Source organism: Streptomyces sp. NPDC057702 (genome assembly GCF_042799315.1).
Taxonomy (GTDB): Bacteria; Actinomycetota; Actinomycetes; order Streptomycetales; family Streptomycetaceae; genus Streptomyces.
On sequence record NZ_JBHVJC010000011.1, the window covers coordinates 1 to 15426 of the forward strand.

At 70.6% G+C, this 15426-nt stretch carries 11 protein-coding genes; 8 read left to right on the forward strand and 3 right to left on the reverse strand.

The window, feature by feature from the left end; all coding sequences use genetic code 11:
- Window positions 1-65 precede the first annotated feature (65 nt).
- The 3 genes from ACFVFR_RS10060 to ACFVFR_RS10070 all read right to left on the reverse strand — a co-directional run bounded on the left by ACFVFR_RS10060 (window position 66) and on the right by ACFVFR_RS10070 (window position 3554).
- Entirely contained in the window at window positions 66-2180 is a 2115-nt protein-coding gene (locus tag ACFVFR_RS10060) for a peptidoglycan DD-metalloendopeptidase family protein (RefSeq protein WP_383699404.1), read from the reverse strand.
- A gap of 10 nt (window positions 2181-2190) precedes the next feature.
- Complete coding sequence (locus ACFVFR_RS10065; RefSeq protein WP_383699406.1) at window positions 2191-2892, reverse strand: hypothetical protein; 702 nt, start codon at window positions 2890-2892, stop codon at window positions 2191-2193.
- A 206-nt stretch (window positions 2893-3098) separates the two neighbouring features.
- Complete coding sequence (locus ACFVFR_RS10070) at window positions 3099-3554, reverse strand: hypothetical protein (protein WP_383699408.1); 456 nt, start codon at window positions 3552-3554, stop codon at window positions 3099-3101.
- An 825-nt stretch (window positions 3555-4379) separates the two neighbouring features.
- Between ACFVFR_RS10070 and ACFVFR_RS10075 the strand changes: the two genes are divergently transcribed.
- The 8 genes from ACFVFR_RS10075 to ACFVFR_RS10110 all read left to right on the forward strand — a co-directional run bounded on the left by ACFVFR_RS10075 (window position 4380) and on the right by ACFVFR_RS10110 (window position 15391).
- Window positions 4380-6041: a conjugal transfer protein gene (locus ACFVFR_RS10075; protein WP_383699410.1), complete on the forward strand. Its 1662-nt coding sequence runs from the start codon at window positions 4380-4382 to the stop codon at window positions 6039-6041.
- A gap of 83 nt (window positions 6042-6124) precedes the next feature.
- Window positions 6125-6424: a hypothetical protein gene (locus ACFVFR_RS10080; RefSeq protein ID WP_383699412.1), complete on the forward strand. Its 300-nt coding sequence runs from the start codon at window positions 6125-6127 to the stop codon at window positions 6422-6424.
- Between the two features lie 96 nt (window positions 6425-6520).
- The gene (locus tag ACFVFR_RS10085) at window positions 6521-7045 is read left to right on the forward strand and encodes a hypothetical protein (protein ID WP_383699414.1); all 525 of its coding nucleotides are present in this window, start codon (window positions 6521-6523) and stop codon (window positions 7043-7045) included.
- 7 nt (window positions 7046-7052) lie between these two features.
- Complete coding sequence (locus tag ACFVFR_RS10090; protein ID WP_383699416.1) at window positions 7053-10070, forward strand: ATP-binding protein; 3018 nt, start codon at window positions 7053-7055, stop codon at window positions 10068-10070.
- 2 nt (window positions 10071-10072) lie between these two features.
- Entirely contained in the window at window positions 10073-12664 is a 2592-nt protein-coding gene (locus ACFVFR_RS10095; RefSeq protein WP_383699418.1) for a hypothetical protein, read from the forward strand.
- Window positions 12665-12777: 113 nt separating this feature from the next.
- Complete coding sequence (locus tag ACFVFR_RS10100) at window positions 12778-13446, forward strand: hypothetical protein (protein WP_383699420.1); 669 nt, start codon at window positions 12778-12780, stop codon at window positions 13444-13446.
- A gap of 246 nt (window positions 13447-13692) precedes the next feature.
- Window positions 13693-15138, forward strand: coding sequence for a WhiB family transcriptional regulator (locus ACFVFR_RS10105; RefSeq protein ID WP_383699422.1), 1446 nt, complete (start codon window positions 13693-13695; stop codon window positions 15136-15138).
- Entirely contained in the window at window positions 15131-15391 is a 261-nt protein-coding gene (locus tag ACFVFR_RS10110) for a hypothetical protein (RefSeq protein WP_383699424.1), read from the forward strand. Before ACFVFR_RS10105 ends, ACFVFR_RS10110 begins: the two co-directional genes overlap by 8 nt.
- The last annotated feature ends 35 nt before the right edge of the window (window positions 15392-15426 follow it).

Sequence of the window (15426 nt, forward strand, 5' to 3'; positions counted from 1 at the left end):
CCCCCGGCCCGCGCACCGGGCCGGGGGACGACGCCCGCCCGCGCGAGGCCCGCCCAGCGCGCCGCTCAGGCGGCCCGCTCGTCGCCCGGGCTGCCGGCCTCCACCGGGTCCGTGCCCTTCGGGATCGCCACCCGGTAGACGCCGGTGATCTCGTCCTGGACGTCCCAGGTGCTGAACTTGACGACCTCGTTCTTGTTCGGCGCGTGGATGATCTTCTTGCCCGCCGGGTCCCAGACCAGGCCCACGTGGCCGGAGGTCCCGTCGCTCTGCGGCCGGAAGAAGATCACGTCACCGGGCTGCGCCTCGGACAGCTTGACCTCGTGCGCCTTGAGGTTGGGCTGCTGGTCCCGGGTCGTGGACCCGATGTTGATCTTGCCGCCGCTGGCCTGGTAGTACGCCCACTGCGTGAAGCTCGAACAGTCGAAGCTCGTCGGGTTCTCACCCTGGAGGCGCGGGGCGCCCCACACGTACTTGGTGCCCAGGCCGCGCTGCGCCCAGCGGAGCACCTGCCGGATGACCGGGTCGTCCGCCTTGGGCAGGACGCCGGTGCTGCCGGCGCCGTCCGGGGCGACCCCCGGGCCGCCCGCCTGCTCGGCGCAGTCGGCGTACCGGTTGTCCTTGCTCTCGCCGTCCTCGCCGCCGTCCTCCGGCGTGGTGCCGTAGTCGGGGTCGGCGACGACCTTGCCCTCCATCCACGCCTTGGGGTCCACCATGCCCGGACCCTCGTCCTGGCCGGGGGTGAACGGGTCATCCACGCCGGGCTTGCGGACCTCCCAGTGCAGGTGCGGCCCGGTGACGTTGCCGGTCGAGCCCACGGTGCCGATCTGCTGGCCGCGCGTGACCTTGTCGCCGACGGAGACGCTGATCTTCGTCTGGTGGGCGTAGAGGGTGACGACCCCGCCCGCGTGCTCGATGTTCGTCTGGTTGCCGTACGCGCCGCCGGCGCCGGCCTTCTTCACGGTGCCGTCGGCCGGGGCGTAGATCGGGACGCCGGGGTCGGCCTCGAAGTCGAAGCCGGTGTGGTAGCCGAGGCTCCAGTGCGAGCCCTGCTTGTGGTAGGGCGTGCCCTCGCGGTACGTCCCCTCCTTCAGCGGCCACTGCCAGTCCTTGCCGCTGTCGCCGTCCGGGTCGGGCGGCTCCGGGCGGGCCAGCGGCCTGGAGAAGGCGGCCGGCGCCATGGCGGGCGTCCCGGCGCCGTCCGCGCGCGGCGTCGTGAACCCGGCCGGCACGGTCGAGGGACGCGAGGAGCCGCCGTCCTCGGGCAGCGCCGGGGTGGACCACTTGCGCGGCTCGACCGGCTTGATGCCGCGCGCCTGGGAGATCTGTACGTCGTTGCCGACCGGCTCGGGAATGTCGGACTGCTGGCCCAGGGTGGGGAAGTCGGGGTTCTTCTTGATGGTCGTCTTGAGGTGGTCGTACCAGCGCTTGATGCGGTCCTGGTCGCTGGTGAAGGAGCCCCGGTAGCGGGCGGCCTGGGTGAGCACCACGCGCATGTAGATGGTGTTGGACGTGGTCGAGCCGGAGTAGATCCGCAGCGCCTCGGCCGCCTGCGTCTCCGCCTTCTCGGCGTGCAGGTAGTTGGCCGCCGCGAAGGCCGCGTCGTCGACGTTGTAGAGGTCCTTCTTGCCGTCGTCGTTGCCGTCGTCGCCGTAGTCCTGCCACGCGGGGTCGCCGAACTGGAGGATGCCCTTGTAGCCGGCGCTGTTGGAGCCGCCCGGCGCGGCGGAGGGGTCCTGGCCGTACTTGGTCTCCTGGTACATCTGGCCGACGATCAGCGTCCAGTCCAGCCCGTCGTACCGGGCGGCGGCCCGCATCGCGGCCATGATCATGCGCGGCGGGATCTCGTTGCGGGCGGCCTCGCTGGGGGTGTACATGCCCTTGCCCGGCATGATCGGGTTGGTCGCGGCCTCCGGGCCCGTGTTGCCGCCGTTGGCGGCCTCCCGGTAGTCCGTGCACTGGGCGGCGGAGGCCGAGCCGCCCGCGCCACCCCCGAAGAGCATCGTCATCATCATGACGGCGACCAGCGCGCCGACGGCGACGATCAGACAGCCGCATCCGCAGCCGCCGCCCAGACCGTGTTTCTTCTTCTTCGGTTGCGCCTTGCCGGCGACCGAGGCGGCCAACTTCTTGGCCGCCATCGTGCCCAGCTTCTTGAGCGCAATGGCCAGGGGAGCCGCCATCGGTACCTCGCTATCCGGCCTGGTCGGAAGCGCCGGCGTCGCCGAGCCCGAAGAGGCTGAAGCCGGAGACCTTCCAGTCCGACCCGCCCGGGTTCTCCGCGGTGACCAGCCAGAGGTTGGTCTCGGTGCTCGTCTCGCCCTTCGCGGTGCGCGTGGTCCTCAGCTGCACCACGGTGGAGATCTGCTGACCGCTGCCCCGGGTCAGGTCGTCCGAGACCAGCGCGTCCCGTACCACGGTCGCCCTGGCCCGCGACGAGCACCGCTCGGCCTTGCAGAGGTCCCACTCCTTGCCGGTGGGCAGCGCCGTCTCGTCCCGGATGGAGGGTTCGTTGGCGATCAGCTTGGCCAGCGGGCGCCGCCAGGTGTTCAACACGCTGGCGTGGTCGTACGTGCTGACGCCGGCCATGTAGTCCGCCATGACCTGGTGTGCCTTGGCCACCTGCGCCAGCGGGACGACGGGTCGCGGATCGGGCAGGTCACCGGTCTCACCGCCGGCGCCCGGGTCGTCGCCGGCCCCCGGACCGCTGCCCGGTGGCGCGCCGGCCTCGTCACCCGGCTCGGCCGACGCGGTCGGTCGCCGGTCACCCGCCCCGGAACCGCCCCCCTCGCCGTCGTCGACGAGGGTGAAGACCAGCAACACGGCGACGAACAGGAGGCCCAGCACACCCAGCGCCAGATACCCCTTGCGCTTCTGGCTCGCATCCAACTCCATCGCCGTGGAACTCCCTTGTCAGACGCCGTCTGGTCGCGTGGGTGAGTCTGGTCGCGTGAGCGAGGTGACCTGGCCACGCTAGGAGTCGCGTGTAGCAGCGCCTCGGCGCTCTTTCCCCAAGGGGGAAGTGGGTGGGGAAAGCGGTGCGCTCCCCGGCCCGGGGCGGGCGCGGTACGCCGGCGCGGGCCGGAGTGGGGGAGGCGGGCTCAGGCGAGGATGACGCCGAGCAGGACGAGCGCGGCGACGCCCACGAACATGATGATGCGCGCGGTCGGGTCCTCTCTCTCCCACAGGTCGTGCACTGTCGCCCAACCGGACAGCCGCGTCCACCGGTTGCCCTCCGTACCCGCCGGGCGCGCGGCCGGTGCCGGCTGCGCCTCCTCGTCGGCCTCGGCCGGCTCCTCGTCGGGACCGAGGTCCACCCCCAACTGCTCCTGCGCGACCTGCATCAGCTCGTCCAACAGGTCGGGCAGCGTGTTGGGGGTCAGCGGGAAGGTCATGATGCCCTGCGGCGACTGGAGACACAGGGTCGCCTGCCACGGGTCGCCGGGCTTGTACCCCGCCACCCACGCCCGCTCGGCCTGGGACATCTGCGGCAGCGACTGCTGGACCGTGCCCATCCCCGGAGCCGCGACGACCGGCTGTGGCATCCCGGGTGACACCGGCTGCTGGTACGCCTCCTGCGGCGCCCCGTACGCGGGCTGCGGGTGGGTGGCGTACTCCTGTGGAGCGCCCGGCTGGGTGACGTGCTGGGCGGGCTGGCCGGGCTGGGGGGCGTCCTGGGCCGCGGGGTGCTGCGGCTGCGGGTAACCCTGCTGGGGTGCCGGGGGGTGTGCCTGGGAGGGCGCCGGGCCTGCTTGCCGCGCCGGTGGGTGGGTCGCGGTGGGTGGCCCGGTCGGCGCCTGGGACTGGGGCGCGTAACCCTGTTGGGGTCCCGCGGGCGGTCCCGGGTAACCCTGCTGGGCCGGCTGTGCCTGCTGCGCCGGGGTCGCGTAACCCTGTTGCGTCGCGTGCGGCTGGGTGGCTGGATACTGCTGTGTCGTGGGCTGCGCAGTGCCCGGGTACCCGGCCGGCGGCTGTTGGCCGGGTGGGGCGGCTGTGGCCTCCTCCGCCGGTTCCCGGGTCGGGGCGTGGTGCGCCGGGGGCGCGGTCGTGTGAGGTCCAGTGCCCCCCTGAGCACGCGGATCTTGGGGGGAGGAGGTCCCGTGCTGCTCGCTCAACGCTTGTCCTTCGATACGGTCGGGTGATCGGGCGGGCCTCGGCCCGCCCGCATGGTCGTCCATGCGTGTAGCAGCCGGCCAGCCTGCCGCCCTCGCGCGCGGCCCACCTTTCCTCGCCACTTTCCCCAAAGTCTGTCCCTGGCGTCCCGCTTGAGGACAGTCGGGCCGGGGGTGTGACACCTCTTTGCCAGACTGCCGACGTCACCCGGCAGATGGTCCGGGGTCCGCGGTAGGCGGCAGACAGAGACCGTTGGAGACACCGACTCGATGACAGACCACAACAGCGATGCTGGCGAGGTCGGCGGAGGCCAGGCGCCAGGGCACCCCGCATCTTTCGGTGCGCCCTCCGCGACTCCCCATCAGGGCGGCGCGTCACAGGGCGGGCCGCACGGCCAGGGCACCCACCAGGGTGCGGACCCGCAGGCGCGGCGGTACGCGGGTTACCCCCAACAGACGCCCTCCGACGCGGCGCGGGCCCAGGTCGCCGCCGCCTGGGTGCGCAGCGCGCCACAGGCCGCCGTCCCGCCGAGCCAGGCAGCCGTTCCCACCCTGCCGCCGCGCGAGACGGGCGACGCCACCGAGAGCAAGAAGGCCAAGCGCGACCGGCTCCGGCAGGAGCGCAAGGCCGAGGTGGAACGCAAGCGCGCGGTCCGCAAGGAGCGGGCGCTGGCCAGGAAGAACTCCGCCGGGAAGAAGTCCGGCAAGAAGGGCTCCACCGCCGGGGAGGGGGCCGCCGATTCGGCCGGCCCGACGCCGACCGAGGCGAGCACGGCGGGCCGGTCGGGCCCGACCGAGGCCACGCCCGACAAGCGACGGCCGACGGGCAGGGCGACCGGCGCGGTGGGCGCGGCGTTCACCGTGCCCGCGCCCGGTGGGCGCATCCCGGCCGGCGGCCGACGCACCCACATCGCGCTGCGTGCCACGGTGTTGGCCACCACGTGTCTGTTCGCGCTCGGCGCGTGCACCGTCACGGGCCTGATGATCGGCAAGTCCGGTAACAACCGCACGGCCGCCCTGTCCAAGGACGACGTCAAGCGGTACAAGCTCACGGAATTCCCCCTCGACACGGCGGCCACCTTCGCCGAGCAGTACGCGCTGGTGTGCATGACGTTCTCCAAGAAGGAGGCGGAAAACCGCAAGGTGGCCCTTTCCCGTTTCATCTCCGCGGGCGTCGACCCGAGTTGCGGATGGACCGGAGAGGGCTCGCAGACCGCGGTAGCCGCGGACTGGGACGGCAGTTACGAAGCTATTCCGGAGTACGGGAACCACGGCCGGTACATGGGCGTCCAGGTTCGTATGAGCACCGGGAACATCACCTCGCTTGTCGTCCCGGTGTACGCGAAGGACCTGAAAACCGGTCAGGGACTGCGCGTGGTGGGAGACGTCGGCACCATGCCGCTGGCGCCCGGCGGAAAGGCTCCGGAACTCGGTGACGCGAACGTCGACGACGCGCTTTCCGCACAACTGGAAAGCCGGGTACTCCCCGGGTTCTTCCGGGCGTGGGGCGCCTCGGACACGACGGCGCTCTCCCGCTTCACCACGGCCGAGGCCACGTCGCGGACCAAGCGGGGGCTGCGCGACACCTTGCAGAAGCCGTCCGTCACCTCGGTGGAGGCACTCGCTCCCGCCGGGAAGGACCCCGACGAGGGAATCAACTACACACCAGGACAACTGATTCGGGCGAACGTTTCAGTGCAATGGGCCCAGCCAGATGGCGCCCATGTTGTCCGCTCCTATCGGGTGACCCTGGAGAACACGGCTCAAGGATGGTTCATCAACGACATCAGCGGAGCCGTCCCCGACCGTGAGGGCGGCGCGGCGAAGGTCGTCGAACCCGAATCCGAGGGCGGTAATGCCAGTTCTCCATCGGCATCACCGGAGACCCTGTCGGGCGACACCGACAACAAAAAAGGGTCGCCCAAGCGCTAGTCGGCGCTGAGAGCTTAGTGAATCGGCGGGGGAGTGCTCTGATTCCCCCGAGCATCATCTCCACGCAGTCGAAAGGGTAGAAAATGCGACAGCCAAACGCGCGCACGCTCGCCGCGAAGGACATCGGCGCGCTCACCGACAACATCATGGGCGTGATCCAGCCCATCAGCATCACGCTGGTCACCCTCTCCCTGATGTTCCTCGGCATCCGCCTCCTGATGTCGGTGAAGAACGGCGACGGGATGCGCGAGGCGTTCCAGGGTGTCGGTCTGATCGCGGTGGCGACGCTGCTCATCGCGGGCGCCGCCGGTCTGGCCGACGTGCTGTTCGACCTGGGCGAGGACGTCGGTGGCACCGGCGGCGGCGAAGCCGAGGACGCGTAACAGACGGGTGTGGAGCGGCCACTCACGTGATCGCCGCCCCCGCTCACCCACCGAAGCGGTCCGCGTCAGCACCCAACGAAAGGGGGGAGGTTCCCCGTGGCGGACGATGCTCCCGAGCCTCTGGTCGCGTACGACCACACCGATCTGCTGACGCGTCCGAAGCGCATCTGGAACTGGGGGAACATCCCCCTTCCCGGCCTGCTGCTGCCGGCGCTGGGAGCCACCTTCGCCTTCGGCATCGGCTGGTTCGTCCTGCTCACCCTGGTGTCCACCGTCGTGCCGTTCCTCGGTCTGACGATGCTGACCTCCCTGCTCTACTTCGGCCCCCCGATCGGCATCTACTTCGTCTGGGGAAAGCCGCTGCCGTCCGCCCTGACACTCAGTCAGGAAGTGGTGGTCTGGGCCGACTACTGGTTCCAACCCAAGAAGTTGCAGGGCCTGGGCGCGGACCAGGAACCGGAGGAGATCCGCTGGCAGGTCATCCTCTGGGCACCTGGTCCGCGCTGGCGGCAGCGGCACGAGGCGGCGCGGGCGGCCTACGCGCGACAGGGCACTCCATTCTCCACGGGCAGGGCCGACCAGGCCCCGAACGTCCCGTCCACCACACCTCCTCAGGGATGAGTCATCCATGCTGTTGTTGATTCCGGCTGCGGCATTGGTGTTCTTCGTCTTCGCCTTCATCACCGTGTCCCTGTCGTCCAAGGAGGGAAAGGGCGGACAGGCCAAGGGTGGTAAGGGAAAGGCGCGGGGCACCGGTTCGTCGTCGGCCGGCTCCGCGCAGTCGCGACGCGAGGACCTGCGGCTGCCCTACCGCTACGCCGACGACGTCATCTTCATCCACGGCGACTCGGTCTGGACCGGCCTGGTGCTGCCGACCTCCATCGACGAGTACCTGAACGCCACCGAGCTGCAGAGCATGGCGGAGAGCCCGGCCCGCGCGCTGCTCAGCCTGGCGCGTAGCGAGCGCAACGTGGAATGCCACTACCGCAAGGTCTACCAGCCCATCACCGCGCTCACCTGGGCCGAGGACCTGAACGCCGTCGCCTGGGACCCGACCGACAACTACAAGGCGTACAACTACCGCAAGGCCGAGTACCAGGAGCGCATCGGGGCGATGCGCGAGCGCAACGTCCTGCTCGTCAAGCTGGGCAGCTTCAAGCGCGGCAGCAGCGGCGTCCTGGAGGAGGACGAGGAGCCCGAGGCGGGCGGCGGCCTGCTGCGCGGGGTCAGCGGCGTGGCCGACAAGGCGGCGGCTGTGGCGAGCGGGGTCTCCGACGAGTACCTGAGCCCGTCCGTGCTCGCGCACTGGACCCAGGTGGCCGCCGAGGTCCACGAGAGCCTGGAAGGGCTCGGCGGCAGCCCGATCTCGCGCGAGGAACTGGTCTGGCTCATCCGCAAGCCGCTCTTCGGCGACCTCCCGGTGCCGCCCGAGCCCGTACTCGGCAGCCGCTCGTGGGGCCCGAACCAGTTCGACCTGGTGGTGGACTTCGCCGGCGAGAACAAGAAGACGCACATCGTCCTGCACCAGTACCACGAGGAGACCGGGGAACGGCAGACCAGCTACACCACCACCCTCGTCGCGGCGAACTGGCCGGCCGAGACCCGCTTCCGGCAGAGCACGGCCTGGGCCCGGTACGCGGCGCAGAACGTGGAGTTCCCCGTCGAGATCGACATGCGCTTCACGCTGATCCCGTTCATGCGGTTCAAGGACCGCGCGGACAAGATCCGCGGAAACCTCGTCGACGAGATGAACGACATGACCAACGGCGGGCGCACCCCCGACGCGAAGCTGACCTCCCAGGTCAACCGCGCCAAGTCGCTCTGCGAGGACATCGACGAGCACAAGATGCCCGGCATGGAGGCGCAGATCCGTTTCACGATCTCCGCGCCCGACGTACGGGAGCTCGAACGCCGCCGGCGCGTCCTGGAGCTCCAGTTCAAGCAGGACCTGAAGGTCACCCTGCTGCGCCCGAGCCGACAGCAGTGGCGGCTGCTCCAGTCGCAGCTGCCCGGCGACGCGCCCAAGCTGCCCATCGCGCCCTACCTGCGCCTCCAGGAGGTCGAGCAGATGGGCGCCGGCCTGCCGACCGCCGGCACCGAGATCGGGGACAACCCCGAGTACCGCTCGGGCAAGCGGCTGGGCTGGGTCGGCAACCTCGTCGGCTGGGCCGGCAAGATGCCCGTCCACTACTCGCTGCACGTCGGCCCGGCCCGTAACGACGGCGGTGGCGTGGCCATCGTGGGCGCCTCCGGCGGCGGCAAGTCCTCGCTGGCGTTGCAGAAGTTCTACGAGGAGTCCGAGTCCGGCGTCCGCTGCCTGGTCATCGACCCCAAGACCGACTTCGCCCAGCTCTGCTACTACCTGGCGTTCGGCTCGCAGGTCAACGACGCGAACTTCTCCGCGGACGCCGACGCCGGCATCCTCGGCACCCCGCAGAGTCGCTTCCAGCCGGTGAACAAGGAGTTCTGGGACGACACCGAGGTCGTCGACCTGCTCAAGGGGCAGGCCGGCGTCCTGGACCCGTGGGTCATCGCGCGCGACGTGCCGGCGGGCCGCCTGCTGGCCGAGAGCATGCTGCGCGGCTTCCTCGGCGACGAGGACTACCAGCGGGTGCGGCTGCCGGTCATCGAGGCCATGGCCACGGTGGTGGGCCAGTACAACTCGGCGGTGCGGCAGGCCGTCGAGGAGGGTTACTCGGGTCGTGACGCCGAGTCCAAGGTGCGGCGACCCACCCTGTGGCAGGTCGTGGACGAGGTGCTGCTCGCCTACGACCGGGCCGTGGCCGACGGCGACCGGGACGCCGTCAAGGAGCTCAAGCTCGCGCAGATGCTCCTGACCGAACTGCGTACCCTGCCCTACGCCCGGCTGGCCTTCGCCGAGACGCCCCGCCCGATGTCCAGCGTGCGCAAGCGCCGTACGGTCATCACCCTGCGCGGCTACCAGTCGCCGGCCGCCACCGACCCGAAGAACTGGAACCCCGCCGAGCGGCTGGCGGCCACCGCGCTGATGGCCGTGGTGGAGCTCGGCAGTCAGATGCTGGACGTCGGCTACGAGGCCAACCCGGTGACCGGCGAGGTGGGCCTGCGGCCCAAGGCGCTGTTCGTCGACGAGGCGTACGTGGTCACCGCCACCGAGAGCGGGCGCGACCTGATGCGCCGCGCCCTCAAGCAGGGCCGCTCCTATCTGGCCGTGACCGTGCTGATCACCCAGCAGGCCATCGACCTGGTCCAGATCGAGGACTCCGAGGCCCGCAGCGGCGGCGCCAACCAGATCCACACGGTCTTCGCCTTCAAGCAGAAGTCCTCGCAGGAGGCGGCCCTGGTGGCGCCCCTGCTCGGCCGTGCCGAGAACGACGCCAAGGTCGTCAACTCCCTCCAGGAGCTGCGGACCGGCGTGTGCCTCCAGCGTGACGTGGACAAGCGCCTGGGCACCGTCGCCGTGGACCTGGTGTTCAAGGAGATCCTCGCCGCCACGGACACCAACGGCACCACGCGCCCCGCCCGTCAGGGCATCGATCCGCCACTCAACGTATGGGAGTGGACCTACATCCAGGAAGCGGCCGCCGACGCGGCCCTGACGGGCACGGCGTCCGAGCCCGCCGCCGCGGGTGCGGCGGCCGACGCGCAGCGTCTTGTGAAGGATTAGTCATGTCGAAGCGACGGTCCCTGAAGACCGCACGCAAGGTGTTCACCAAAACCGGGGTGATCGCGCGCGCCGGGCTGTTCCTGATCCTGGCGGTCGTCGCTCTCGGCATGGGTGTGCCGAACCAGAGCGCGCAGGCGCTCTTCGATTCCTGCGACTTCACCGAGGACAGCCACAACCACCACGCCGACTTCCCCGGCTCCGGCTCCGAGGCCATGATCCCCGCCATGAAGCAGTGGCAGGGCGACAGCAGCAACAGGGGCAGCGACTGGGACAACTTCTTCACCGGCGACGTCGAACTCCCCGGCGACGCGCAGAAGTACACCGTCTACGAGCTCGCCGGAATGCGCGGGCTCAACTGGTCCATGACCCAGCGCAACCGCAAGGAGGCCCAGGACCCGAAGAAGGGCGACGGCGGCTGGTTCGGCGACGCCCACGACGGCGAGAGCTGCAGCTGGACCAACGAGATCCAGAACGACATCGCCCAGTTCATGTTCGAGGGCACCAAGCTGTTCTCGCGCATCTCGATCAGCATCAAGGAGTACGCCTCCGCCACCAGCCCGCTGTCCCCGCTCTACAACGGCACGGTCGAGCCCTACACCCCCACGTCCAAGGACGAGGCGGACCAGATGAGGGAGATGGGCCTGGACGAGGTGGGGGACCCCAAGGAGTCCAGCGCCGTCCAACGCCTGAACCACGGCGTGTTCCGCAAGATGGTCCCGGTCATGATCGTCCTCACCGGCATCTGGGCCCTCACCAGGCTCCGCAGGGGCGACATGCGCGCGGTGTGGGCCGGTGTGGCCTGGGCCGCCGCGGTGGCCATCGGCGTCACGGCCTTCCTGGTGGACCAGAACCAGGTCAGGTTCGTCGCCGCGGCGGACAAGTGGGTGGCCCAGGGCAACGCGGCGCTCATGGAAGTGGTCCTGGGCAGTGCCACCGGCAGTCCCGAAGCACCCTGCGACGTGGGCGACGTACCCAACCGGGGCGTCCGCGTGTCGAGTTGTGCCATGTACGACACGATGGTGTTCCGCCCCTGGGCCATCGGACAGTTCGGCGGCCCCGGCAAGGGAGTGTTGCCGTACAAGGGTGACGAACTGTGCTACTTCGGGGACGACGCGAAGTCGCGGTGCAAGGACCTGCGCGTACGTCATCTCATGGCGCAGGCCGTGACGCACCAGGACAACGCGGGGCCCAACTTCCAGGGCAAGGACCCGGGCAACATGAAGTGCGAGTGGCGGGACAAGTCCCTCGCCGAGGAGAACCCCGACCTGGCCCGCTGGTTCGACCTGGGCGATGACAGCAAGGCGAGCCGACTGGACTCCTGGAAGGAGTGCCAGTGGGTCAACCTGCGCATCCTGGTGGCCAAGGAGTACCCGGCCACCTTCGACCAGTGGCGCGGCTCCAAGCCGGGATCACGGCTGAGCATCGCGACGTACTCGATCATCGCCTCGCTGTTCGTGGGCGTCATGGTCATCGTGCTCAGCTTCCTCACCCTGCTGTGGCACGCCGTCACCCTGATCCTGGTGATCCTGCTTCCGCTGGTCGCCACCATCGCCATGCACCCGGCCCAACAGAAACTGCTGAAAGGCTGGTTGGAGACGTTCGCGCATTCCTTTGTGCTACGCGCTGGATTCGGGGTCATCCTCACTATCCAGTTGTTCTTCTACCAGATCATCCTGACCACCGGCGCCCCACTGCTGCTGCAGTTGCTGATGCTGATCCTCGTCACGATCGCGATCGTGAAGATGTTGAAGAACCTGATCGCCGGAAAGTTCAGCCCACAGATAGCCGGGGCGGACGACGCGACGGGAATCAAGGAGACCGGTAACGCGCTCAGTAACAGCGCGGTGGCCAAGGGCGAGAAACTGGTCGGCTCCATGGCGTCGAAGGCGGGACGCGTCTCCAGCAGCGTGGCGACAGGCGCGGTGAAGGGCACCGCCAAGGGCGTCGCCGGTGCCGCCTCGATGACCGGGGGCGCCGTCGCGACGACCGCCAAGCACGGTGCCCGTTACGGCCTGTCCAAGACCCGGTTCGGTCACGACTACGAGAACCCCGCCATGGCGAAACTCACCGGGCGGTGGAAGGAGATCAAGGCCAGGAAGGCCAAGCTCGCCATGGACAAGAAGCACGCCGAAGCCCTCAAGACCAACAAGCGCTTCGACCACGACCGCGAGCTGGACGACGCGGACCGCGAGCGCGAGCGGCTGGCGCCCAAGGACGCGCCGCCCGCGTCCGCGGACGCCTGGTGGGACTCGATGCAGGAGCGCGGGCAGATCCGGCCCGTCCCGTGGCCGCCGAAGTCGGGCACCCCCGGACAGCCCCCGGCCCGCCCGAGTGCCCCGACCCAGCCCACGGCCTCCCCGAGCGGCCCCGGCAGGCCCACACGCACCGCGAGCGCTCCCGTCGGGCCGCCGCCCCAGCCGAAGCAGCCCCAGGCCGGGCCCGCCCCGGCCGCCCAGCCCGAGGAACCGGAGCGGCCGCGCGGCCGGCGCGTCTCGCGCGACCAGGGCGGCCCGGACCAGCCCCGGGGCCGCCGGGTCTCGTCCGGGGATGATGGCGACGGGACCACCGGCGGTGGGTGGGCACCGCCGAACTGAGAACGAGGGTGAGGGCCGCGGCCCGCAGTCACCGCACCGCCCGGCCGACCCGAGGCGCATCGCGCCCGGGCCGGCCGGGGCCGGCCCGCGTCGCGAGAGCAGAGGAACGGATGATGGCCACAGACGGAAAGCAGTCGGACGCGCCGAAGAGCGGCATACGCGGGCGCCTCGCCGAGCTCCCCCGCGCGGTCGGCAGGGTGCTCCGCCAGGACCGCGGCGACGACTTCGCCCGCCGCATGCTGCCCCGGGTCGTCTTCGGCCTGGCCGGGGCGTACACGCTCATCCAGTTCGCCGCCTCCAGCGGCGGCGCGTTCCTCGTCACCTGCGTGATCATCGCGCTCGGCCTGGTGGCCTGGTGGCTGCGCAAGCGCCGGCAGCTCGCCCTGGCGCTGATCTCCACGGTGGTCACCGTCGCCTGTACGGGCGTGCTCTCGCAGGGGCTTGACGTGGCCCGTCGCGTACCCGAGGGGGCCGCCGGCGGGCAGGCGGTGTTCGGCTTCTGGGCGCTGGCCGGGATGGCCCTGCTGGGCGCCTGGATCCCCCAGCGCCAGTCGGGCGGCCGTGGCGTGACCGTGGTGATCGTCGACGTCTTCCTGCTGTTGGCGGCCTTCCTGGGGGCCTGGCTGCCTGGGGTGGCCGTGTGGTGCGGCTTCATCGCCGTCGTCCTCGTGCTGCTGGTCCGCAGCCGGCCCGAGCGGGCCAACGTCGAGCTCGCCCGGCGCCTGCTGCGCCGGTTGCCGCTCCCTCGACGGATGGCCGGTCTCGGCAGGCCCCGGGGCTGAACGACAGTGGCGACAAGGTCTCAGTTGTGTATCAGCGGTTCCCAGTTGCGTACCAAAGCCTCGGTATCGCGGAGTACCCCTCTCCGGTCTATTGGACGCTGGCTTACAGTGCCAACGGATGCAGGAATGCAACGGGGGCTCAATATCATGCAGACAGCTCGTCGTCCCATGTTGTACGGAGGGACAGAAGAAGACTCGGTAACTCTTCCGTGCCGGCAGCGTGCGGACTTGTTTCAACACCCACTGATGGAGAATTCCCCCACACGAAGCGGGAGTTCGGAGACCGAGTGGCGCACGTTCGTGTCACTCACCGCCGAGGCACGGAAAATCTGCGCGGCCTGCCCGCTGTGGGCCGAATGCCTCCAGGACGCGGTGCTCTACGCCGATACGGACGGATACGTCGCCGCCACCACACCGGCCGACCGCCGCTGGATGCGACGGCGACTGGGCGTGGGTGAGCGCGACGGCACCCTGTCCGCCCCGGAGAGCGAACACTCCGCGCTAAACGAGGTTCTGGCGGAGCGTCGGCGCTCGCCCGACGCCAGCCAGCGGGAGATGGCCGTCCGGCTGGGTTGCAGCCGCAGCACGGTGGCCCGCCGGCTCGCCAGCGCCCGCGCCCAGGCGGACCAGGCGGCCCGGGAGCGCACCGCCAGCCGGCCCGAACCCGGCCTGGACGCCGTCCTGGACGCCTTCGACGCGCTCCAGGACCGGCTGTCCCGGGACAGTGGCATCGCGGTGGGCGTCGGCGCCTGCTCCGACGTACGCCAGCCCAGGGCCCAGCCGTGCGAGCGCCCCACGCGCGTGCTCGCGGCCATCCCCAAGCAGTCGCGCGGCGGCTCCACCCGTACGCCCGCGCCCCTCCCACCGGAGAGCGCCGAGGCCATCTCCGTCTCCCTCAACGACCCGGCCCTGGCCGTGCGCAAGGCCATCCTGTGGCCGCTCATCGGCTCGGCCGAACCCGCTCTCGCCGGCGTCGAGCAACTGGCGCTGATGCTCGCCGCCGCCCCCGAGAGCACGATGACCCCCGAGACGGTCCGCCAGATCTCCCGCGCGCGGCACGTCCTGCGGCGCATGGTCCCCTCGGAGGCGGCGCGGCCGGCCACCGGGCTCGACCTGACGGGCACGGTCTCGGTGGCGGCGGCCAAGGCCGACCCGGTCGCCGCGCTCCAGCGGGCGTTCCTCGAACCGCTGGTGGTCGACCTCGTCGCCGTACTGGCCCGCGTCGAGACCGTGATGACCATGCTGTCCAGGGTGTCGGTGCCCGGCGCCACGGCCTCGGACATCGCGACCGTCAAGGAAGCGCGGGAGACCCTGGAGGCCCAGCTCTCCCTGGCCCGGGGCCGGCGCCCCGCCCCCGAGGCGCCCAGGGCGCCGGAGGCGGAGACCGAGCGCCCCGAACACCCCACGGCCCTGGCGTCCCGGACCAGCATCCGGATCGCCGTCGAGAAGGTCGTCCGCACCTTCACGGAACCCTTCACGGTCAAGGACGTCCTGCGGGCCCTGGTCGACCGGCTCGGCTACGCGCCCGTGCTCTACCGGGACCTGGGCAAGTCGGTCAGCAACGTCCTGTCCATCATGGTCGGGACGGGCAAGGTGACCCGCGTCGCCCGGGGTACCTACCTCCGCGTGGACAGCGCGGAGAAACCTTCCGCCGATTCGCCCAGCTCGGAAGGGGCAGCCCACCATGACTGAGCCGATCCACCACCCGGCCCCCCACCCGTTGGTGGCCCAGGTACGCGTCTTCTCGCTCTACGCCGGCCTCGTGGACGGCGTACCGATCACCGCGCCCCCTCTCGGGGACATCCAGAACGTCGTCATCTCCATCCTCCAGCAGCGCGCGCAACAGCTCGGCCGGCCGGCGATGGCACACGTGCAGGACGAGCGGTACGGCAGCGATATCCGCCTCCTGATCCATCCCGACGGTTCCACCGAGGCCCTCGACTAGCCGCCCGACCACCGCCCGCGCCCGACCGGCCGGGC